The sequence below is a fragment of the Natronosalvus amylolyticus genome, assembly GCF_024298845.1.
GTDB lineage: Archaea > Halobacteriota > Halobacteria > Halobacteriales > Natrialbaceae > Natronosalvus > Natronosalvus amylolyticus.
The window spans coordinates 2,245,398-2,266,204 of the sequence record NZ_CP101156.1; the positions used below are offsets into that span (position 1 = coordinate 2,245,398).

Below are 20,807 nucleotides of genomic sequence, written 5' to 3' on the forward strand. Positions count from 1 at the left end.
TGATCGGTACAGTCGCCATAAATGAAATATTACCGACCATTTTTTAAAGGAAGAACTGGTGGAGCCGACCCCCTATACCCGGCGAGTTCAGCGGGTAAAACGTGATTACTCGTAGCGAACCGACGGCGCGAAACGATACTGATGGCGAATCGGAATCGGAGGTCACGACCGAGTCTCGTATGGGACGGCGTTCGGCACTCACACTGCTGGGTATCGCCGCGATTCCACTGGCTGCACAATCGGCGACGGCCTCGAGCGGGTCGGGGTACGGTGCTGACCCCTACGGAGCGGACGCCTACGGTTCGCAGTGATCGTTCGAGTCGTCACTCTCATCGCCCGTGTCTGCGTTCTGGCGAAGACGCTCGAGTGCGAGCGCCGTTCCCGTAACGCCGACGGCCGTGACTCCAGCCCCGAACCCGGGTGAGCCGTCGGCTGAGACGTTCGTTGCAGTGTTGTCATCGGTGTCGTTCGACTGATTGTCTGTAGCATCCGCGTTCGATGAGTCGTCCGATTCCGGTGTGGAGCCATCGTCGGAGTTCGTACTCGAGTCGTTTCCACCGTGCTCACTCGAGTCGTTGCCACTGTGCTCACTCGAGTCGTCCCCACTGGATTCACTCGAGTCGTCATCCACGATATCGTCTGCGTTCTCGTTACCGTCGGCAACCGATTCATCGGAACCTGAGTCACCATCATCATCGACTGGGGATGCATCTGCACTGTCGTCTGTGACCTTCTCCGAGTCGGTGTCTTCATCCGATCGGTCTGCACCAGCCGAGTCGTCATCCTCGAGGGCATCGCTATCATCGTCTCGAGGTGGATAGACGCCGGTCCCACCGCTGTCGCCACTGTTGCTGTCATCACTCTCACTCGAGTCCTCGTCACCGTTCTCACTCGAGTCCTCGTCGGATGCATCGCCGTCGGATCCGGTACCCCCGGTATCATCGTGCTCGTCAGTATCCCCCTCTGGCAGGGTACCGTATGCACTCATCCCGTATCCACCCGCTCCATACGTTCCTTCGACAGTGCCATCGGTTGCACCGACACCGGCCGAGTGATACGCCACACCGTACGTCGCAGGGAGACCGACACCGACTGCCAACAGATCTCGTCGAGTAAACCGCATACAGTAGCGACACCTGTCGTCGACCTTACCGTCGTGGGTGAATATGTGTTCGTTTGAAAAGTACGTATAAACATACTATCATGAAGATGTGATAGACAAGAGAGAAGGAGGGTAAGAATTTCCTGAGAGTATGATTGTAAAGAATATATCAAATGTGTGAAGGTCGGTTCACTCGAGCGATCCGTCTCCGGAAGAGTGGCTCAAAACCCGTCACACGGATCAAGATCGTGACTCGGTGTCCTTCCCATCGGTGCCGTTCGTCTTCGAGGAGAGGCGATTGCACAATCGGGCGGCCAGCACGAACAGCGATTCAGCGCGGTCTCGTTCGATCGGTTCGGTGTCGAACGTCGATCGCTCGTAGCCCACAGTGAGGTCGTACAACAACGATACGTCGTCCGCATCGAAAGCAGACTCACTGGAGACCTGCTCGAAAAACTCCCAGTGAGTCCGGTCCCGCGCCTCGAGTGTCGGGTCGATGGTTCGTCGAACGGCCCCGTAACTGAATTGCATCGCGTCATCCGTCCGGCCGTCAGCGAGTGCGTCTCTCGCCTGTGAGAGCATGGTCGAGACGAGCCGCGACTCAGTCGGTGGCCGCTGGCGTTGCGTACTGGTCGGGGAAAACTCCTCGAGAGAGCGATTCGAGCCCGAACGGCGCTCACGATACCACCATCCGCCCGCGATAACCGCCGCGAGACCGAGCCCGCCCCAGACCCAAACCGGAACACTGACCGACGAATCACTCGAGGTGGCTGCCGTACCGACGGTCGTTTCGGCACTCGAGGAGGCGAGATTCGAGCCGGGGTCGTCGTAGGTCACCGACAGCGTTCGTTGGCCGTCGGTTGTCGGCACGCTCTCGAGGGTTTCGTCGAAGTGGCCGTCAGCGTCGGTTTCGATGATGCCGGCGCTCGTCCCATCGAGTGTCACAGTGACTGTTTCGTTCTCGAGAGCCGCTCCGTCCGCCGTCTCGAGTGTACCAGTAACGTGGATGGCGTCGTCATCCTCGGCTGTCGCGTCCATGGAAATCGTCGTGTCGGTCTCGCGGATGGTTATCTCAGTTGTGTCACCCACAGGAGCCAGGGCTCGCTCTTCGAAGGCGAGCGTCACCTCGAGGTCGTGGTCACCGGCCGGTACCGCCCGTGGGAGGAGAAACTCGCCCTCGAACGAGCCGTTTTCGGCCTGAATCGTCCCCAGCTGTTGGCCAGCGATAGAGACTGCTACCGGGACGGTGTCGACCGGAACCGACTCGGCGGAGATCGTTCCCTCGAGTGTTACCGTCTCGTCGTAGGCGCCAAATTCCGTCGTCGTCAGCTCCGAAATCGTGGGCTCGATCTGTTCGACCGAAACGTCGATTGCGGCTTCACTCTCGAGGTAGACGGAGCCGTTTGTGGGGACGGCCTCGATCGTCAGCGCAGTCGTTTCGAGGGGAAGTGCCGTCGGCCGGTACTCGAAGTCGAACGTACCGTCGCTATCGGTTTCGGTACGGACCGTCTGGTTACCGACCTCGATACGGAGCGGTTCGTTGGCGACTGGCGAACCGTTCACCGTCCGAAGTTCACCCGTGGCGTTGAGCGGGTCGAGAAAGGAAATCGTTTCATCCGCACTCGAGAGTTCGAGCGTGGTTTCGACGAACTGTTCGCTCTGAATCTCGGTTCGGTCCGCCTGCACATCTTGAGTAACGGTGGCGAGACCGTCTCGAGACTCACTGAGGTTTCCGTCGGTTTCCTCCTCGAGGTCAGCGTGCTGGTCGTCGAGATCCTCGGCCAGCGATTCGATTTCGTCGCCGAGTTCGAGCAGACGACGGGCGTGTTGGCGCGCCTCACGGTCGTTACCGGCAGCCTGTGCTTCCTCGTATGCCTCCTTTACCGCGTCGTACTCCTCGAGCGTGTCGATCAGTTCGGTCTGTTCGTCCTGTGCGGTTTCGAAACCGTTGGGCTCGTCGTCCTCCTCGTCGGCAACCTCCACGTACTGGCCAGCGAGATCGCGGTACTCGTCGTCGAGATACGAACGAGCGAGATCGTACTGGCCATCGCTCAACGCGACCGTACTGCCAGCCAGCCGATCAGCCAACTGGTCGCCGAGCCACTGTCGAAGCCCATCCTGGTCACCACTACCCTCGTACTCATCCGGGTTTTGATGGCGAGGGGTCTCGTTTTCGGCATCGTCATCGGTGTCCGCTTGGACCGACTGCTGACCCACGAGGGTCGTCGATACGAACAACTGGTTCGTGCTCGAGGGCACGTTCGCCGTCGTTTCAGGGAGTACGCTGGCGCTCGGTTCACTCGACGCACTCGAGACAGTGCTCACCTCACCGGTCGTTGCGGTGGCGAAACCACCACCGGCGACGGTAGCGAGGGCTACGCCTACCCCGAGCACACACACGAGAGTCGCTCCTCGAGCGGTAACCACCCGGGGGGATTCTCGACGGCGACACAAAAGCTAGCCACTCGGGTCGACGTGACAATCCCTCGTTGTGAGTGTCCAGACTGTGAAAATGTGGAGTGGGAATCAGCCACTCGAGGATAACACGTGGTTGAACTGTACGACTCGGCGTAATCGGTCGTTTCCGCCCCGCACATTCAAACGGGCGAGCGGTGTAGGGGCCGAAAATGCATCTGACGGGCCGGTCGTGGACGATCGTTTCGCTCGTCGCAGTGCTCGCGGTTTTGGCGGGCGTCTTCGCACAGCCCGTGTTGCTGGCCGGGGGCGCGCTAGTCGGAGCCTGGTGGCTGGGAATGCAGTACCGATTCACCAGGGAGGTCACACACCTTACCGGGTCGCTCACCGTTTCCCAGTGGCCCGAGCGCTCGGGCATCCGGGTTGGTGAACAGACGCCAGTGACGCTGACTGTTCGTCTGGAAGAACCCGTCTCACTGTCGGTGAGCGTCGATGCAGGGATACCAACCGCGGCGACGGGAGCCCAGATATCGGTGGCTCTCGCGTCGGGCGAACGGGAGAGCGAGCGAACCGAATCGGTCACCTGGCCGGTCGCTGGCCGCCACGGGTTCGATTCCGCGACGGTGACAGTGTCGGATGACTTTTTCCTCGAGCGATTTCCGTTCGGACAGTGCCCCACAGTTACCGTCGAACCGGTGGGTCCGCGTCGGGTACACGTTGGCGAAGGTGGTGATCGATTCGCCATCGCCTCCGGCGACCACCGATCAGGCGGGCTCGGTTCCGGGTACGAACCGGCCGAACTGCGCGAGTACCAGCCTACCGATTCGGCCGCCAGAATCGACTGGAAAGCCACGGCCCGACTGGCGACCCCGCACGTTCGTGCGTTCGAAGCTGAGACACACCGACGCACCCTGCTCGTCGTAGACCACAGAACACCACTCACAAGGGGGCCGTCCGGCGAGACGAAACTCGACTACCTCCGCGAGGTTGCGCTGTCGCTGGCCTCGAGTGCCAGTACACATAGTGACCCGGTCGGGTTGCTCACGATCGGTGACGACGGCATCACCGAGCGACTCGAGATATCGACCGGACCGGAGCAGTACACACTCGTTCGCCGCTCGTTACTCGAACTCGAGGCGACGAACGACCACGCAGGCATCGATACCCCACAGGCCAGTACGTCGGGCGCCTCGGCGTGGCACGATCAGCAGGTCACCCCACGGACCGTCAGACGAGCACGTGATCACCTCGAGACGGACGTGAGAAGATCCGCTGGCACGATCGATGGGGTAGGTGACGGTGACCGGTTCGCCGATCGCCTGTTACCGTTCTATCGCGTTCGAGCATCCGCACAGCCACGAATCGAATCAAACCCCCTCTTTCGCGCCCTCCGAGCCGAACTCTCGAGAGAGCCGGGAACCACCTGGACGGTCGTGTTAACCGACGACTCGAACCTCGCCGAACTGCACGAAGCCGTCACGCTAGCCCGGTCGAACGGGAACGATGTCCTGCTCCTCCTCACACCCTCGCCACTGTTCGAATCGGACGGACTCACCGGAATCGAACGTACTTACGACCGCTACCGGACGTTCGAATCACACCGGCGAGACCTCGCCAGTATGGACCGAGTCTCCGCACTCGAGGTCGGCCCCAGTGATCGACTCTCGAGTATCCTCGCGGCGGGGACGCGTCGGGAGGTCGCTCGATGAGCTGGGAGGTTCTCGAGAGGCGTGTTGACTGGCTGGAGCCGTTCGATTCACCGACCGGGCTTGCATTTGTGTTTCTCATCGGGACGATGAGTGTGTTCGGCGGCGTGGCTGGGTTCGCTGCCGGGCTCCTCACGGCCGCAACCTGGCGCGCGTTCGGCGTCCCGTTCGCCATCGCGGTCGGCCACGTCGTGGTGGTCGGTCTCGTTCCCAACGGCCTCGGCATCGTTTCACTGCTCGTCTTCGAAGGCGCCTTCCTCGCCATCGTTCTTTTCGAGTTGTCCTGGGAGGCGTCATCACCCAGCGTGTGGGAGCGAATCCGAGCGCTCGAGCGACCATCGCAACCCGGGCAAACCGAACCGCTCGAGTGGCCCCGGTCGCTGCTCGAGCACTCGAATGTCGGAGACGTGACGGAGAGCTGGCAATCGGCTCCGACGCGAGTTATCGGGGTGACCGTCGGTGGCTACTGCCTGCTGGCGGGCGGTATCTGGGCAGGCCTCCGAGCGGATTCGGTGTGGCTCGCTGCAGGGGCGTTCCTTGTCGTGTTTTTCATGGTCGGCTACGGGATTCACAGATACCAGCGAGTTGCATTAGACATCGCCAATGAGGAAACCGCCAGATCAGATTACGAGCCCACCGATGAGACGGCGCACGATCCTTCCGGTGAGGCGGTATGAGTTCCGAGCGCGTCGGGACCGATACCGAATCGGGACAATCGACATCATCGGAGGCGAGCGAAACGGCGCCGCCGGCGGAGGATGGAACGAAAGCGGACGACGTCGAACGTCGCGCCCAACTCGAGGTACTCGCCGAGGAGAACCGACAGCTACGCGAGGCCTACGTCAGCGCTCGCCAGTCACCGTATCGGAAAACGGCACAGGGGCTCGTGGTTCTCGGCCTCGTTGCGGGCCTCGGTGGTCTCTTGCTGCCCGATGGTCGTGACGTGCTGTTCGCACTCGCCGGAACCGGACTGTTCGGTGGCCTGCTCACGTACTACCTCACCCCGGAGCGCTTCGTCACCGCGGACGTCAGCGAGAACGTGTACGGGACGATGGCAGCGAACGAAGCCGCCATCGCCGCGGAACTCGGCTTGCAAGACGAACACGTCTACCTCCCGACGGGCGACTCTCGTCTGGCACGACTGTTCGTCCCCCAGCGACCCGAAACCGAACATCCGTCGACGCTTACGACGCCGCTGGTGACCGACTCAACCCATCGTGGGGTAGTGCTCGAGGCGACGGGAACCGAACTGTTGCGCTCAGTGAGGCGAACGCTCAAGGACGAGTTCGCCCGCTCACCGACAGAACTCGGCGACCAGCTGGCAGATGGTCTCGTCGAAACGCTCGAACTGGCCCGGAGTGCGGAGGTCGACGTCGATGCCGACGACGGACGGGCGACGGTCGCGGTCGCTAAAAACGAGTTCGGCGACCTCGAACAGTTCGACCACCCGGTGGCCTCGTTTTTCGCCGTCGGATTCGCGGTTGGCCTCGAGCGGGTAGTGACACTCGAGGTCGACGCTGACGCCGGGTTAGTCACCTGTCGGTGGGAGCCACAGAGCGAAACCGACGAGTGAGCGGAAGGGGAGTTCGCCCTGTCAAAACCTCAGAAGCACCGTCACTCGAGGGCACTTTCTCGAGATTCGGCCCCGTCGAGTGTGCACTCATCCCATTCGAAGAGAGCGTCTTTTTTCGGTGAGCGTCCGTGACAAATCCGAGGGGAGAAAAAGTCACAACATGTGTTCGTCACGAAATATAGGTAGTCAGGAAAACGTGACAGTGTCGTTCTCTCTATGGAACCTACCCATCTTTCACGAACGGAACAGAATGAATCGACGACGCAAGACCGCCGGACTTCTACTGCCGACCGCTCTGATGGTGGAAGAACACCACCCTCGTCGAGGCTCGAGCGGCGATCGGTGCTCAAAGGACTCGCTACCTGTGCCGTTCCGCTCGTGGCCGGACAGACCGTCGCCGGCGACTCGAGCGGTGACGATGCGACCTATGGGAACGGAGCCTACGGTGCGGGCAGCTATGGCGGGACTGACAGCGGCGATCCGGTTACGGACGAACCGGACTCCCTCGAGCGGACGATTCTCATCGACGGCATCGGGACGACGGGTGAAAGCCAGTACGAAATCGAGGTCGACGGCTCCATCGAACCCTCGACGTACAAGGGCGCATCTATCGACGACTCGACGGTCATCGAGGACGACCACGTCTCGGGGACGGTAACTGGCTGGCGAGATGCCTACCGGTTTTCCGGCGAGATCCAGTCGCTCACCGTCGATGGGAGCGCACGCGTGTCCGTCGACGACGACCAAATCGACCCCGCCGAGTACGGTGGTGAAAGCGTGTCAGTCGTGACGGTCGTCGGCAACGGCGTCCCCTCACGATACCGGGTGACTGTCGAAAGTGACCTCGAGGTCCTCGAGGGCGACGCCGAACTGACGGTCTTGGGTGACACAGCCATCGGTGAAATCGAGACCGGCGTCCACCGCCTCAAGTTCACCGGCGACCTCCTCGAGTGTACCTTCGAGGAAGGTGGCACACAGGTCTACCTGGACGACGAACGTATCGACCCCGAGGAGTACGACGGTACCGAGCAACTTCCACACCTGATCGTCTTCGACGGAACGGACGCCGACGACTCGAGTCAGTACGCGTTCAGCGTCAGCGAAGGCGTCGAGCAATCGACCGACGACGGCGCCACGAAAACAACCGGTAGCGTGATCGACGGGAACGAGGTCCGTGGAAGCGTCGAAGCAGGCGAGAAAACGGCCTACCGGTTCGACGGCGAGATCGAGACGTTCAGCCTCGTCGGAACCGCCGACGTCGACGTTTCCTACGACAGGTGGTGATATCCTCCCCTGCGTGAACGCCGAGGAGTTACCGCGTCTTCGCGTCCGGCAGGGTCTCAACCGAGCAGATTCCGGAGCGTCAGGACGGCGAAGATGACAATCACCGCCTCGGAGATGATCCACGAGTTGTCGTTCATCCAATCGCGAATGTGCGGGAGTGCTGTTTCGGCTCGTTTGCCGAGTATGACCACTCCAAGCGACGGAAGCGCCAACAGAAAGAGTGTGAGCAGAACGAATCCCGCCGCGTCCGTAACAGGTGCACCGTTGGCCGCAAGGTAGGTTCCGACGGTGATCGAAGTGACGACGTTGGTCGGGAAAAAGCCCAGCAAGAGAAAGCCGAGTCGAAACGAAAACTGCGGCGCCGCGCTGGTCAACTCACCCATCCACTTCGGCGGCTCAGAGACGGTTCGGTTTCGATAGGTATCCACCCCTGCGTAGACGAGGAGAGCGAGGACGACGACGTAAAGGAGTTGTCGTGCACTCGCACCTAACAGACCGCCATCACTCCCGAGACTATTCCCCAGGAGGTACGCGATGGCGACGACGAGGCTGATAGAGAGAGCTGCACCGAAGACGTAGGCCGTAGCGTTCGCGCGCCACCGTTCACTCGTGGACAGGAAGATTGATGAGATGATCTGTGGACCCGCGATCATCACGATAGCCAACGGGAGAACGTCAACGAAGCTCATCGTTCGTACTCGAGTGGTTCAACCGGCATCATCGCCCCCGTCACCCACGGCCGTGCTGGCATCGAGTTCGCCAGACGGTGGTTCGATCATCTCGAGCAGGTCCCGGACCACGCTTGCCGGGGAGACGTTCCCCAGTTCGGCGTCGGTACTCAACACGAGTCGATGGACGAGCGTCGGCTCAGCGAGCGATTTCACGTCGTCCGGAATCACGTACGACCGACCGTGAATCGCTGCCCGCGCCTTGCCAGCGTGGAGAAACGCCAGCGTCGCTCGCGGCGACCCGCCGTGTGCAACGTCCGAATGCGTTCGACTGGCCGTCACGAGATCGATGATGTACTCTTTGACCGGCGGCGCAACGTACACCGACGAGACAGCCGCTCGGGCAGCGAAGATGTCGTCGGTATCGATGACCTGTTCGACGGCGTCGGCCTCGAGTTCGGGATTGTCGTCGAATCGGTCGAGCAGTTCTCGTTCGTCCGATCGGGGTGGGATATCGACGGTGAGTTTGAACTGGAAGCGGTCACGCTGGGCTTCGGGCAGTTCGAACACCCCCTCCATCTCGATCGGGTTTTGCGTCGCGACGACGAGAAACGGCGTCGGAAGCGCCAGCGTCTCACCCTCTATCGAGACGTGGCGTTCTTGCATCGCCTCGAGCAGTGCACTCTGAGTTTTGGGCGTCGCTCGGTTGATCTCGTCGGCGACGACGACGTTGGCGAAGATAGGGCCGCGCTGGAGGTCGAACTCGCCGACGTGCTGGCGATACACGGTCGTCCCGGTGATGTCGGCCGGCAGGATATCCGGCGTCATCTGAATTCGCCGGTGCTCGAGACCAGTTGTGCGAGCGAACAGCGTCGCAATCGTCGTCTTGGCCACACCCGGAACGCCCTCGAGCAGGACGTGCCCACGTGTCAACAACGCAATCGTGAGGTGCTCGATAATCGTCTCGTTGCCGACCAGGACGCGTTCGGCTTCGTTCTTGATAGCTTCATAACAGGCCTGTGGCGTCCCACGCCCGTCGTCTGCCGGTGGCGTCGACGTCATGGGTTCGACTCACCATCCGATCGGTCGAGGTGGCTCGCTTTGGCAACGCGCTGGACTCGTTGCTCGTCCCACTCCGGATACCGGCGTCGGAGATAGGCAACGCGTTCCTCTGCCGTGAGTCGCGGAATCGAGTGGTCATCCTCGAGTGACGGCGACCGGTTCCGGTGGAGCGCTCGAGCGATGGACGCCCACTGGGTCTGATCTCGGTGACGCAGCGCCACGAGCGTGCCGACGGCGCCCAGCCCGAGGAGAACCTGCAATAGTGGATTACCACGAACGGCGAGCAAGACGCTCATCACTGGGGGTAGATCACCAGCGTTCGAAACGTCGAGCAAGACGCGTTCGTTCCCGGTGGTGAGTCCACGGACGAACGCAGCGTTGTCCGGTTCGTCGATCATGGCATTAATCACGATGCTGGGATCGCTGACGACGACGACCTCCCCCGCACCTCTGTCTTCGACCGTCACGACCGGATACGACTCGAGGCCGTCTACGTCCTCGATATCGGTCGTTTCGTCACCGAGGTACGCGTACTCGCTCGTCCAAACCAGTACCGTGGCGTTGCCGGGTTGAACAGCGCTCGCGTAGTTGAGTGATAGCTGGTCGACGCCGTCGGTAGTCCGGTGCTCGGTCACGTTCGTCGCGACGGGCATCGTCTGCCCCTGTTGGTGGCTTCGTTCGTCGTACAGGAGTTGGCCGTCGAGACGCGCCTCTGTGTCTAGCTCGAAGAGTAGTTCCTGACCGCTCGAGCCGAAATTCTCGAGAACCACGAGCGTCCCCCCTCGATCGACGAACTGTCTTACGCGCTGGGCCTCCGTCTCGTCGTACGGTTCGTCCGGTGCGATGACGAACGATACCGTTTCGTTCGGGTCGGTAGTGTCGTAGTCAGTCGTATCGGTGATGAGTTCGACGTCGGTGTCCGGGTCGTCCTCGAGTTGGCCCCGGAACTCGCTCGTCCCGTCCCACGACGGGTTGTAGGGGGCAAACCCCGTTGCGGACGTCGTCGCGTACACGCCCAGTGCGAGGAGAAGGGTGACGAAAAGGGCGATCAACAGGACTCGAGGCCAGTGGATTCGGTCGCGCTCGAGGAGGAGGGTTTGTAGATTCATGCGAATAGCTCTGGTGGCAGGATCTCGAGGAGGCGTCGAACGATCACGTACGCAAACCCGACGAGTCCGAAGACGATGAGCCATCGGAGCCGCGTCCGCCATTCGGGTGAGACGTTAGTCGGTGCGGTCAGTTCCATCAGGATCACGAGGCCGAGAAGCGATAGAAGAAAAAACAGGCTATATGAGAGCGAACCGAGCGCTGCGAGGACGAGCACTGTCGCCACCATCCACGCGAGTTGACCGTGGATGAACCGAATTCGGCGCTGGAGAGCCATCGTGGACCGCCTACAGTGAGAGATAACGTAAAACCACCACACCCGAAAGCGAGAAAAGTGTCGTTACGTGTCTCCCTTTTTATTTGCCCACTGTTACCGTGGCTTGTTTTTCTCCTCGTTCACGGTGGCACATTCTCGAACCAGTCTCGTCGGAATGGCGAATGTACGTGATTATGATTCACATTCGGTGCCAATCTATTTTGGGAACCATCGCGTTGGACTGGTAGATTCGACAGCACCACTCAGATATGACCATGGAAATAAGCGCCCTCAAAAGTATCGAGCAAACGAACCGGAACCAGTGGAACCACGTGGTCGAAACTGCACCGCATGGAACCCTTTTCCACCGCTACGAGTGGCTCCAGGCAGTCGAAGATGGAACCGATAGGGAGCCGAGACACCTGGTTGCGAGTAAAAAAGGCAATCCTGTCGGTGTCTTTCCCAACGTTATCACCTCAATCGGGCCAGTCAAACGGCTCGATTCCTTGTATCCAGGATTCGGCGGTCCACTGGCTATCACCGACGAAGAAACCGTACTCGAGACATTCCTCGAAGTCGTCCCAGAACTCTGTGACGGGCGAACGCTGTTCAATCGAATCCGAACCTACGACCAGGCGGCGATTCGAAATCACGCTCTCTTTCGGGAATTCGGCTACGAAATCGACGTCAAGTGGTGTCGAGTTGCCCTTGATCTCACACAAGGCTGGGAGTCGTTACTCGAAGGAATGGACCGAACGCGTCGTCGGGGAATCAAACGCGGGCACGACCAGTCGCTCGAGATCAGTGAAGAACCAGTCACAGTCCGGTCGCTGTCTCAGTTTTACGAAGACTACGAAGCAGTAATGACACGGGCCGATTTGCCCGTCTTATCGCACACATTTTTTATCGCACTCCGACACCTCGCTAATCGTCTCAAACTGTTCGCAATCGACATCGACGGTGTCCGTCGTGGCTGGATGCTGTGTTACTGTGACGAGGAACAATCGACGCTTCATTACGCGTATTCAGGCGTTCGGTCGGAACACTTCGAGTACCACGCCTCGGAACTTCTCCACGAGCACGCGATACAGTGGGGCATTGAACACGGCTTCGAAACCTATGATTTGCTCAGAACGCCGCCCGATTTCCGAGACGGGTTGTTCAACTTTAAAACACAATTCGGCGGCCAAACGGTGCCTCTCCTCAGTTGGGAACGAGGCGTCCCAAAACCGGCCCTTCCCGCATTGAAACTCGCTCGAACGATCGCAGCCAGGTGAACGAAATTAGCGTCAGACCATTCGGGCGGATGCAGATCTACCGAAAACAGCGAGTAGCTGTATTTTGCAGGCCACGACGGCAAAAACACGAAGGACCCCTCACTCGAGTTGATTCAGACAGTTCGACTGTGGCTACGAAACGGGGCCAGTATGCAGGGTCGACAGCATCCGTAATGATGAAACGGTCGCTAACACCTATGTAACCGGCCAGTGGCTTCCCTCTCGACGGTACCGGATGTTTTCCCATGCCACCCGACAAACACAGTCGAACTCCAGAGACACCGGGTTCGACACCATATCAACAGGCACAGGTCGCACAGCATTACGAAACCCTCGCGGAGACCGAAGGGCTTCGAGAACGTGAGGAAAAAGTGGTGGGCCGGTATTTTCGACCGGAAGGCGGTCGCGTTCTTGATATCGGCTGCGGTGCTGGACGAACGACGAGAGCCTTAACAGATCGAGGATTCGACGTCATCGGAATCGATATCAGCGAGGAGATGGTCGAGCGAGCGAATAGACTCTTCGACGATCTCGATATCCGGACCGGCACTGCAACTGACCTCGAGTTCCCCGATGACTCGTTCGACTTCGTCCTCTTTTCGTGGGTTGGCATCGATTCGATTCGACCGCCCTGGTTACGGCGACAGGCGCTGCACGAAATACGTCGTGTTCTGAAGCCCGGTGGCGTCTTCGCGTTCAGTTCACACAACTCCTGGTACACGCTGCCCGCTATCGTCGTTGATCACAATCATCTCAGAAACTGGTACCTCGAGAACGACAACACGAAAAATATCGGCTCGAGGTACAAGTACGACGGAACGGATTTCGGCGTCAAAAAGTACATCTCTAATCCACTACACCAACGACGACAATTACGTCGTCACGGATTTATCCATATTCAGTACGTGGGAAAACGAGATACTGTTGGAAAATACTTCGAGCGGCAACCGTACTACGTAGCGAGGAAGCCGTTGTGAGATAATGTGTCGCTGTCTGGTGAAACTCAGAAGCCGATGGTCTGAAAACGCGATTACTCGAGGCGTTTGTACTCATTTACTATGCCACCAACGCTCCAGCAATCGATGCGTGAATAGCCGACTACGTCGCAGCCAAATGTGGATGTCCGCCTCACCTCACGTGTGGCCAGAGAATAGGCAGTACAGGCACCACCAGGGCTATGGAAACGAGTGAATTGACATGAGTTCGATACCAAAACCAATCAAAGGACGCATTCCAGAACCGGTTCTCGAGCGGTGGGGGGCAATGACCGACGAGATGGAAACGCTGCCGGGAGCTGTGTACGACCGTATACCTGACCCGATGAAACCTGCGATCAAACACGGCTATCACATCGTCAGTCCCACAGCCTCCTGGTCGTACCTCAGACGCCGTGAAAGAGCTCGGTCACAGTTTGCCGAGGACTTCTTTGGCCAAGAGCGCTACGATCAACTCTGGACGGAGTTTTTCGACGAGAGCGATATCGTCGATATTGTGATGAGTGGCCTCGAGGAAGTTGGAGATCAGAAAGTCGTCTTCGATACACATCGAGGGGTTGCTGCACACGTGTATGCGCTCATCCGGACGTGGAAGCCTGACCGAATTGTCTCGAGCGGGGTCTACAGCGGTGTCGGCACTGCATCGATGCTGCTGGCATTACGAGAGAACGAACACGGCACCCTGTATACGGTTGATGATGCCCAGACGCGAGCACAGGCCATCGATGATGGGATGCGAACTGATGGCAACGGAACCACTCCTTCTGACGGTACGCGAGCTACAATGCTCGAACACATTGCACGCGGACGACCGTCGTGTTCCGAACACCGCAGCCACCTGCTTCCAGAAGGGAAAGAACCGGGATGGATCGTTCCCGATGAACTGAAAGACCGTTGGGTTTCACGGCTGGGGTCACCTCGGGACGAACTGCCGAAACTCTATTCCGAACTCCCCGATATCGATATATATTATCACGATTCGGAGTATTCAACCTCCGGTATGCTGTTCGAATATGAACTCGCGTGGGAATGGCTCAAGCCAGGTGGGATGTTAATCTCTCCCCACATCGATCGGAACGACGCATTTGAGACGTTCGTAACCGAACGAGAAGCGCCCCACGGCCTGCTTGAGTTTGATTACCTGGCGAGCAGCGAGTACGATGTTCCGTGTAGTTGTGGGTACGTCATGAAATCGGCCTAATACAGTCGTGCTAGCACCGATATCGCCTGACGGCGTTCGAGCTCAAATCAGTTCGTAGGCAGGTCATTCGAACAGGACGATCACGCCTATGAAACGTTTCACACATCGGAAACCACGGATCAGCCAATGATACACTGACGATGGCAAGCTCTTTCCAGTCAGCCATCCTGACAGTACTTTTTTCGAAAGTTTCGATTCTCGCATTGAGCGTTCTTTTTACTCCCTTACTCGTTCGCCTGCTCGGACCAACGCTGTATGGACAGTATGCAATTATTTTGTCGGTGTTTGCAATCACCGCTATTTTCATGATGTCAGGGACGACCGAAGCGGTTCGAAAATACGTGTCAGAGCAAGACGATGTGGAATGGCAAGTCGCCGTAATCAAGCAGACCTATCAGCCAGCGTTTCTCATCGGTATCCTCGCTGCAGTGGCCTTTGCACTTCTTGCCTGGTCGGGTGTCGTGGCCACGCTTTTCGGGGAGGCGTTCACCCCACTGTTCTATCTTCTGAGCGCATACGCAATCGGTCGACAGCTTAGGGTCCACATTTTGTGGACGTTGATGGGACTCCAACTCGAGTCGTGGTCCGAGCCGCTCAAGGTCGTCCAGAAAGTGGTATTCGTCGTACTAGCCCTCACGCTTGTATATATTGGGTACGGTGTAGCCGGCGTCCTCATCGCAGATATTATCACGAGCGTGATGACGGTTTTGATCGGTGGGGTTCTCATCGGTAGACACCTCCCACTCACTGCGTTCCGGAATCCGCCAACGGTCGATTTGCCGATCAAACAGATTCGAAAGTACGCGGTCAGTACCGTGATATTTTATCTATTTCTTATGTCACTATACCACGTCGACGTTCTGTTACTCCAAATATGGGTTGCCGACCGCACAGTTGGCTACTACAAGGGTGCGTTGGTCATTGCCGAGGTGCTCTGGGTGGCACCCCTAGCCGTCCAATTAGCGCTCTTACAGCGCGTCTCGAGTCTATGGGAGTCCGGTGATATCGAAACGATCGAGGTACGTGCACAGCGGGTGACATACTACGTATTATTGCTCACATCGCTCCTCGCCCTTGGGGTGGGTGCCCTCGCTTTCGACGTCGTCCCACTCTATCTCGGAGAGTCATTTACACCAGCCATCGTACCGTTGATCCTCCTCCTTCCAGGGGTACTCGGATTTGCCGTCGCGAGACCGTCACTCGCGATTAACCAGGCCCGACGCTCGTTACGACCACTACTGCTCGCTACCGGAGCGAGTTCTGTGCTCAACGTATTATTAAATCTGTTACTCATACCGAGGTATGGGATGGCAGGAGCAGCGATTGCAACGTCGATTGGGTATGGGAGTCTGGTTGTGTTCCAATCCGCTATTGCACGAGACCTGGGCTATCAGCCACTCGGTGGCATCCGATGGGGGCCAACGCTCGCGTCAGTTACCGTCACCGCGGCCGTCATTGTACCACTCTCGGTAATTATCACATCGCCAGTTCTGTCCCTGCTAATCGTCCCACCGATTGGCGCACTCGTCTTTACAGTGTGTATTTTCGGTCTCGGAGCGATTACTTTCGACGAACTCCAGTCGCTCGTCGATACTGTCGGAGTCTTACCAACAAGACTCGAAAGGGGATTACTGGTAACGGTTAAACGGGTGACCGATCTTAGCAAATGACCTTCACGCTGTGACAAGTAGGCAACACGGACGGTTTTACGTCGACGGCAATGGTGGATGATCAACAAGGGGATCCCAGCGCCCGTATCGTTTTACACCGATAGCGGGATGTCCAGCTCGATAGATGCGGAGCGCGCCGTCAGGTTCGAACCCGACAGAGATCATCGAAAACCGAGAGGGGTTCTCGTACACCGTATCAGTAAAGATGTCTGCATCCGGCACCGTCTCGAGAATACGTATCACCCGCTGTGAAAGAAGGTATTTGTGCCATCCTCGGCCTCGGTAGTTTTCCTTCGTCCGGGCGTAAAACATCCAGTAGAGATCCATCTCGAGCATCCACTCCGGCAGATGATAGGGCACAGCTGTCGACGATGGAGTGTGAGTCCACCCGTACGCAATCCACTGATCGGAATCTGTCGCGATGAGACCCTGGTGACCATCTTCTAATAGTGATGAAAATCGATTTCGTAACTGCTCGTCTTGAATCACCCGATCTATCAGTTGGGGTGTAATCGATTCGAGAGAACACTGCTTATCTGGAATCGCTACAGCCGGTTTGCCACCTCGATACCGGTAGACGTAAGATAGAATGAAAAACTTGCGTACAGCCTGACGGACTGGCTCTCGCCAGAGTAGACTTCGCAGCTCGACCCGTGGCATATTGGAGATAGGAGCCGGCAACCGGTCGGGAATCATACCTCTCTAGCCGGTCCCATCCTCGAGACCAGCGACGAGCGATCGCGCAGTGTCGTATACAGGTTCTCGGCAACTTCGCCACCTGGTGACGAGCGTTTCACTCGATAGTACGTCTGAATATCCGGGCTGAACTTCGCCTTCCACTTGTTGAGGCGTGGCGTGTTGCCACCAACAATCTCGAAAAAAGACACTCCTCGATCGAGTGCATCACACATCATGTGCCACTCGAGTAAATCGTTCGCGGGAATGTCGACATCGGGTGTTGCACCACCCACCCAACTTCTGGCGATCGAACCGTTCTCGAGTAGGACCGTTCCCGTTGCCTTCTCGCCATCGACGCTCAACACGTACGGACGGACAGTTCCCTCGGGAAGCCGGTCGTACAGCTCTTCGATAAATGTAGTCGGGATAGGTGGCGCCCTACCCTGTTCTTCGTATCGTTCGTGTAACTCATCGAGAATCCATCGAATCTCTCGCTGTCCACCTTGCGAGATCGTGTACGATGCATCAGTATTATTCCGAACGTTTTGTCGGGCGCTTTTGCTGAACCGAGAGATGACTGCGTCTTTTCCATCACGAAGGTCAATCGTGTACGTGTACGCCGGTGTGACGTCGAATTCATTCCAGAGAAACGGACGGGCATCATCGTACTGCCACCCCGTCTGGATCGATACGTAGTTGGGACCACGCTCGTCGTCGATCCACTCGATACACCCTTCGATGAATCGCCTGTGTCTTTTTTCCTGTTTTCGCTGCTTCAGCTGATCCATATGGACAAGTGCCGGCCCGAGATTCGGTACCCCAAGTTCTGATGGCGGGGAAAATACGAGCGTGAGCGGCCCCTTTCCAAATTCGAATAATGGAAAGATGCCAACGGGCTCCTCACCTTTGTAGCCGACCAACGGGTGAAGCGTCGAATCCGTCGCATCCGCCTGTGCTTCAAGGGCATCGTAGCGATGAAACAGGGTGCCTCCAGGAGATCGTTCGACGTACGTATCCCACCTATTGCGTTCGTCCGAGTCCAGTGTTGTTATTGTTACACTCATAATCAAACGTCTCTCCTCGTGAGTCTGGTACTCCGTGAGTGAGCGACAGATACCACGCCGACACACCATATTGTAAACCCACACGTACACGAGTTTCACCGTCGTAGCCGGAATCGATTCGCCGGTAGTGACCCATTGACAGAAGGGCCGTGTCGTCATTTCCTGGCGATCATCAATCTGTGTTGGCGATTGGTTCACCGTTCCGTATCAGTCTCCGTATGAGACCTGTCTGGAGAGGGTTTGTTCATACCAGTCACGGCACGGACCAACCCACGCACCCATCGCTTTCGCCTCGCGAATCAACCGCTCGTAGATCGTTCGATATCCTGGAAACTCCGCCTCGTTCAGGTACCGTGGGTGCCAGAGAACGGTCATCACTGCCTCGTTTCGAGCGGCTTCCTCGAGTACCTCGAGACACGCCTGCCAGCTTTCTTCGACCGACGAGTGGCCCTCGAGCAACGGCCGTTCCATGATCGTCAGCGGGAATACGACAAATTCGTCGTCGAATGGACGGAGGACATCGTAGTGGCCGTCGAAGCCGTACGTTTCGCTCGAGCCCAGACTGGCATCGTACTGGAGGCCGATTTCTCGATGGTAGGCCCACGTTCGGGGCTGCTCGAGATTCAGGTAGTGCTGTCGCCCGCCAACGATTGGTGCATCTACGAGATCTTCCAGGGCCGCCTTTTCATATCGTAGTCGCTCGAGGTCGTCAAACGATTCGTACGATCCGTGTAAGCCCACCTCCCAGCCGCCGCGCTCGAGAGCCCCGGTTATCTCGACGATTTCCTCGTCAGTGATGTCGTACCGGCCGGCGAACAGTTGCCAGTTTTTTGGTTGTAACCATTCCCAGGGGGGCTTCTCCCGAAGCAGGTTTTTCTCGTTGAGGAAGTACCACGACGATCGGACCCCAAGGCGGTCCTCCAGGGCCATCGCCTCCTCGAACTGCCAGTATGGACGGTCTCGTGAAAAGAACGACGTGAGGTGGCTAGGGTCCCGATCAGAGACGGCATAATAGAGGTGTTGATAGGTCTTGTACGGACGATCAACGTCGTGGGTGAGACACAGTGCGAACTCGTAGTCGTCCATCCGAGTACCCTACACCCTCGAGGAAAATAATCCACAGTCGTCTCAGATCAGACTGTCACTTCGAGGTGAACGATTCTCACCGAGTATACATTGCCACCGATCCCGAGTCGTACGGCTTGTTCCGTAACTCGAGGTTCGCCGCCGTGATTTCGTCTTCGTAGACGTACCTCGAGAACTGAAGCGGCCGTTTCTCGTTTTCGTGATGTCGGAGCAAGACGGTGTCGTACTCGTCGAACATTTCTCCCTCACCGTCGACAGAAATCCGTTCACATTCCGTTGCCTCGAACGAGCGAAGATACCGACAGGCAGGGCGATCAGCTGCCATCGGTTCCTCGAACGTTGCACCGACGTGCTCGAGCGAACTGCGTTCGTGTTCGGTAAAGTAGAACGTATAGAACGGGCGCTCGACGATCGGGTTGTCCGAGGCGACGAAGTCGTTCGAAACGGCGGTAAAAGACAGACACGAGACCAAGACGAGGATCAGGAGAAACGTTCTGATGTTGCCTCGTCGGACCAGTTCGTACAGTCCGTAGCCGCCAGTCAGTGCGACGAACATGAAGCTGTAGTGGCCGAAGCGTCCGACGTTGACGCCCACGAGTGAGTCGAGTAATAATGTGGGGCCGGGAAAGACGAGCGGAACGATCAGGACTGAAAAAAGCGCTAACGAGGCAAATGTTGAACGAGACAGCGTTGGCTGTTGGTACCAGAAGAGAAAGCCGAGCAAGAGCAACAGTATCAAAAACGAATAGGGGACGTAGTTCGCAACCTCCACCCATGGGCTGAGTTCAACACTTTCCGGGCCAGTCGAGGGAGACGGTCCAGTGAACATGCCAATGATCGATGCAGTCAACCTCCCGATGATAAATTCGGCCCGATAAAACCAGTAAATGGTCGTGAATCCGGCTGCGACTCCGAGTACGTACGTGTCGATAATAGGCCCTCGAGTATCGAGAAAACGTTCGATCAACGCTACTCCGGCGAGCAATACGAGGACAAACGGAATCGAAACCGGGTGGTAGATGACGATGGCGACGATCAAGAGCAACACGACGACTCGCTGAGAATCCGACCGCCTAATCATCAGGGTCAACAAAAGCAGCAAGAACAATACCGATGTAACGCTGCGGGCGATTGAGTACATTCCATAGAAGAGGTACAACGGGAAGCAGATCATTACAAAAGCCGAAAAAAGCGCGTATTTTTTGCTGGACAGTACCCGCAAGCCGAGTGCGTACATCCCCAGAATCCCGGCGGCAAATATGAAGCCGCTGAGAAGATACATCGAGGTGTGCGTCTCGACCCATCCACCCGAGAGCAGTGTGGACTCAGCAACGAACACGTGCCATAACGGAAACGGTTCGTACGTTGGTGAAAGTCCAACAGTCGATCCCGTTTCGAGGACGTGATTTGCATAGGCGATGTGCCCCGAGAGGTCCGTTCGCCCCACGAACAAGGCGTAGTTTAGCGTGACGCTGAAGACGACAAGTGTGTACGCCACAATCATTTGATACAGGACGACCAGTTCCTGACCGTCGGCCGTGGCCGCCTGAAAGAATGTCAACGCATACAACACGGCAACGCCAACGTAGAATATGATTGGTCGAACCGAAGTGAGTACAAGAACGACGACGAGAACGGCGAATGTACAGTGAAACAGTATTGA

19 protein-coding genes are annotated in these 20,807 nt (G+C 57.8%); 9 read left to right on the forward strand and 10 right to left on the reverse strand.

What is annotated here, in order from left to right; genetic code table 11:
- Positions 1–101: 101 nt before the first annotated feature.
- Positions 102–311, forward strand: coding sequence for a hypothetical protein (locus tag NLK60_RS10625; protein WP_254807768.1), 210 nt, complete (start codon positions 102–104; stop codon positions 309–311).
- On the opposite strand, the gene NLK60_RS10630 is transcribed toward NLK60_RS10625, so the two are convergent.
- Both NLK60_RS10630 and NLK60_RS10635 read right to left on the reverse strand, forming a co-directional pair.
- The gene (locus NLK60_RS10630) at positions 296–1,123 is read right to left on the reverse strand and encodes an MSCRAMM family adhesin SdrC (RefSeq protein ID WP_254807769.1); all 828 of its coding nucleotides are present in this window, start codon (positions 1,121–1,123) and stop codon (positions 296–298) included. The genes NLK60_RS10625 and NLK60_RS10630 overlap by 16 nt on opposite strands.
- A gap of 219 nt (positions 1,124–1,342) precedes the next feature.
- Entirely contained in the window at positions 1,343–3,496 is a 2,154-nt protein-coding gene (locus tag NLK60_RS10635) for a hypothetical protein (protein ID WP_254807770.1), read from the reverse strand.
- Positions 3,497–3,729: 233 nt separating this feature from the next.
- On the opposite strand from NLK60_RS10635, the gene NLK60_RS10640 reads away from it, so the two are divergent.
- The 4 genes from NLK60_RS10640 (at position 3,730) to NLK60_RS10655 (ending at position 8,080) form a co-directional block, all read left to right on the forward strand.
- Complete coding sequence (locus NLK60_RS10640) at positions 3,730–5,226, forward strand: DUF58 domain-containing protein (RefSeq protein WP_254807771.1); 1,497 nt, start codon at positions 3,730–3,732, stop codon at positions 5,224–5,226.
- Positions 5,223–5,900 carry a DUF8163 family membrane protein gene (locus tag NLK60_RS10645; protein ID WP_254807772.1) on the forward strand — a complete coding sequence of 226 codons (678 nt, stop codon included), beginning with the start codon at positions 5,223–5,225 and terminating at the stop codon, positions 5,898–5,900. The genes NLK60_RS10640 and NLK60_RS10645 overlap by 4 nt, the downstream gene beginning before the upstream one ends.
- Positions 5,897–6,796 carry a DUF7982 domain-containing protein gene (locus tag NLK60_RS10650; protein WP_254807773.1) on the forward strand — a complete coding sequence of 300 codons (900 nt, stop codon included), beginning with the start codon at positions 5,897–5,899 and terminating at the stop codon, positions 6,794–6,796. Before NLK60_RS10645 ends, NLK60_RS10650 begins: the two co-directional genes overlap by 4 nt.
- Before the next feature lie 342 nt (positions 6,797–7,138).
- Positions 7,139–8,080: a hypothetical protein gene (locus NLK60_RS10655; protein WP_254807774.1), complete on the forward strand. Its 942-nt coding sequence runs from the start codon at positions 7,139–7,141 to the stop codon at positions 8,078–8,080.
- A 56-nt stretch (positions 8,081–8,136) separates the two neighbouring features.
- Here NLK60_RS10655 and NLK60_RS10660 read toward each other — a convergent pair whose 3' ends face one another.
- The 4 genes from NLK60_RS10660 to NLK60_RS10675 are packed head-to-tail and all read right to left on the reverse strand — an operon-like array spanning position 8,137 to position 11,194.
- On the reverse strand, positions 8,137–8,769 hold the full coding sequence (locus tag NLK60_RS10660; protein WP_254807775.1) for a GAP family protein: 633 nt from the start codon (positions 8,767–8,769) through the stop codon (positions 8,137–8,139).
- A gap of 18 nt (positions 8,770–8,787) precedes the next feature.
- The gene (locus NLK60_RS10665; RefSeq protein ID WP_254807776.1) at positions 8,788–9,810 is read right to left on the reverse strand and encodes an AAA family ATPase; all 1,023 of its coding nucleotides are present in this window, start codon (positions 9,808–9,810) and stop codon (positions 8,788–8,790) included.
- Positions 9,807–10,919 (reverse strand): DUF4350 domain-containing protein, encoded by a 1,113-nt coding sequence (locus NLK60_RS10670; protein ID WP_254807777.1) that lies wholly within the window; start codon positions 10,917–10,919, stop codon positions 9,807–9,809. The genes NLK60_RS10665 and NLK60_RS10670 overlap by 4 nt, the downstream gene beginning before the upstream one ends.
- A complete protein-coding gene (locus NLK60_RS10675) occupies positions 10,916–11,194 on the reverse strand; it encodes a DUF8044 family membrane protein (protein WP_254807778.1) in 279 nt (92 codons plus the stop codon). Before NLK60_RS10675 ends, NLK60_RS10670 begins: the two co-directional genes overlap by 4 nt.
- Before the next feature lie 248 nt (positions 11,195–11,442).
- Between NLK60_RS10675 and NLK60_RS10680 the strand changes: the two genes are divergently transcribed.
- The 4 genes from NLK60_RS10680 to NLK60_RS10695 all read left to right on the forward strand — a co-directional run bounded on the left by NLK60_RS10680 (position 11,443) and on the right by NLK60_RS10695 (position 16,316).
- Positions 11,443–12,450, forward strand: coding sequence for a lipid II:glycine glycyltransferase FemX (locus NLK60_RS10680; protein ID WP_254807779.1), 1,008 nt, complete (start codon positions 11,443–11,445; stop codon positions 12,448–12,450).
- A gap of 245 nt (positions 12,451–12,695) precedes the next feature.
- Complete coding sequence (locus tag NLK60_RS10685) at positions 12,696–13,427, forward strand: class I SAM-dependent methyltransferase (protein WP_254807780.1); 732 nt, start codon at positions 12,696–12,698, stop codon at positions 13,425–13,427.
- A gap of 220 nt (positions 13,428–13,647) precedes the next feature.
- A complete protein-coding gene (locus NLK60_RS10690) occupies positions 13,648–14,646 on the forward strand; it encodes a class I SAM-dependent methyltransferase (RefSeq protein ID WP_254807781.1) in 999 nt (332 codons plus the stop codon).
- A 140-nt stretch (positions 14,647–14,786) separates the two neighbouring features.
- On the forward strand, positions 14,787–16,316 hold the full coding sequence (locus tag NLK60_RS10695; protein WP_254807782.1) for a lipopolysaccharide biosynthesis protein: 1,530 nt from the start codon (positions 14,787–14,789) through the stop codon (positions 16,314–16,316).
- Positions 16,317–16,352: 36 nt separating this feature from the next.
- Here the strand turns inward: NLK60_RS10695 and NLK60_RS10700 are convergent, their stop codons facing one another.
- The 4 genes from NLK60_RS10700 to NLK60_RS10715 all read right to left on the reverse strand — a co-directional run bounded on the left by NLK60_RS10700 (position 16,353) and on the right by NLK60_RS10715 (position 20,705).
- Entirely contained in the window at positions 16,353–16,676 is a 324-nt protein-coding gene (locus tag NLK60_RS10700; RefSeq protein WP_254807783.1) for a hypothetical protein, read from the reverse strand.
- Between the two features lie 332 nt (positions 16,677–17,008).
- Positions 17,009–18,058, reverse strand: a complete 1,050-nt coding sequence (locus tag NLK60_RS10705; RefSeq protein WP_254807784.1) for a GNAT family N-acetyltransferase — start codon at positions 18,056–18,058, stop codon at positions 17,009–17,011.
- Between the two features lie 207 nt (positions 18,059–18,265).
- Complete coding sequence (locus tag NLK60_RS10710; RefSeq protein WP_254807785.1) at positions 18,266–19,144, reverse strand: polysaccharide deacetylase family protein; 879 nt, start codon at positions 19,142–19,144, stop codon at positions 18,266–18,268.
- 76 nt (positions 19,145–19,220) lie between these two features.
- Positions 19,221–20,705 carry a hypothetical protein gene (locus tag NLK60_RS10715; protein WP_254807786.1) on the reverse strand — a complete coding sequence of 495 codons (1,485 nt, stop codon included), beginning with the start codon at positions 20,703–20,705 and terminating at the stop codon, positions 19,221–19,223.
- Positions 20,706–20,807 lie beyond the last annotated feature (102 nt).

Coding starts and splice junctions, on each gene's coding strand:
- NLK60_RS10680 (WP_254807779.1), top strand. CDS start 11,443: ATGACCATGGAAATAAGCGCCCTCAAAAGTATCGAGCAAACGAACCGG.
- NLK60_RS10670 (WP_254807777.1), bottom strand. CDS start 10,919: ATGAATCTACAAACCCTCCTCCTCGAGCGCGACCGAATCCACTGGCCT.
- NLK60_RS10665 (WP_254807776.1), bottom strand. CDS start 9,810: ATGACGTCGACGCCACCGGCAGACGACGGGCGTGGGACGCCACAGGCC.
- NLK60_RS10660 (WP_254807775.1), bottom strand. CDS start 8,769: ATGAGCTTCGTTGACGTTCTCCCGTTGGCTATCGTGATGATCGCGGGT.
- NLK60_RS10640 (WP_254807771.1), top strand. CDS start 3,730: ATGCATCTGACGGGCCGGTCGTGGACGATCGTTTCGCTCGTCGCAGTG.
- NLK60_RS10650 (WP_254807773.1), top strand. CDS start 5,897: ATGAGTTCCGAGCGCGTCGGGACCGATACCGAATCGGGACAATCGACA.
- NLK60_RS10630 (WP_254807769.1), bottom strand. CDS start 1,123: ATGCGGTTTACTCGACGAGATCTGTTGGCAGTCGGTGTCGGTCTCCCT.
- NLK60_RS10690 (WP_254807781.1), top strand. CDS start 13,648: ATGAGTTCGATACCAAAACCAATCAAAGGACGCATTCCAGAACCGGTT.
- NLK60_RS10685 (WP_254807780.1), top strand. CDS start 12,696: ATGCCACCCGACAAACACAGTCGAACTCCAGAGACACCGGGTTCGACA.
- NLK60_RS10695 (WP_254807782.1), top strand. CDS start 14,787: ATGGCAAGCTCTTTCCAGTCAGCCATCCTGACAGTACTTTTTTCGAAA.
- NLK60_RS10705 (WP_254807784.1), bottom strand. CDS start 18,058: ATGAGTGTAACAATAACAACACTGGACTCGGACGAACGCAATAGGTGG.
- NLK60_RS10710 (WP_254807785.1), bottom strand. CDS start 19,144: ATGGACGACTACGAGTTCGCACTGTGTCTCACCCACGACGTTGATCGT.
- NLK60_RS10675 (WP_254807778.1), bottom strand. CDS start 11,194: ATGGCTCTCCAGCGCCGAATTCGGTTCATCCACGGTCAACTCGCGTGG.
- NLK60_RS10645 (WP_254807772.1), top strand. CDS start 5,223: ATGAGCTGGGAGGTTCTCGAGAGGCGTGTTGACTGGCTGGAGCCGTTC.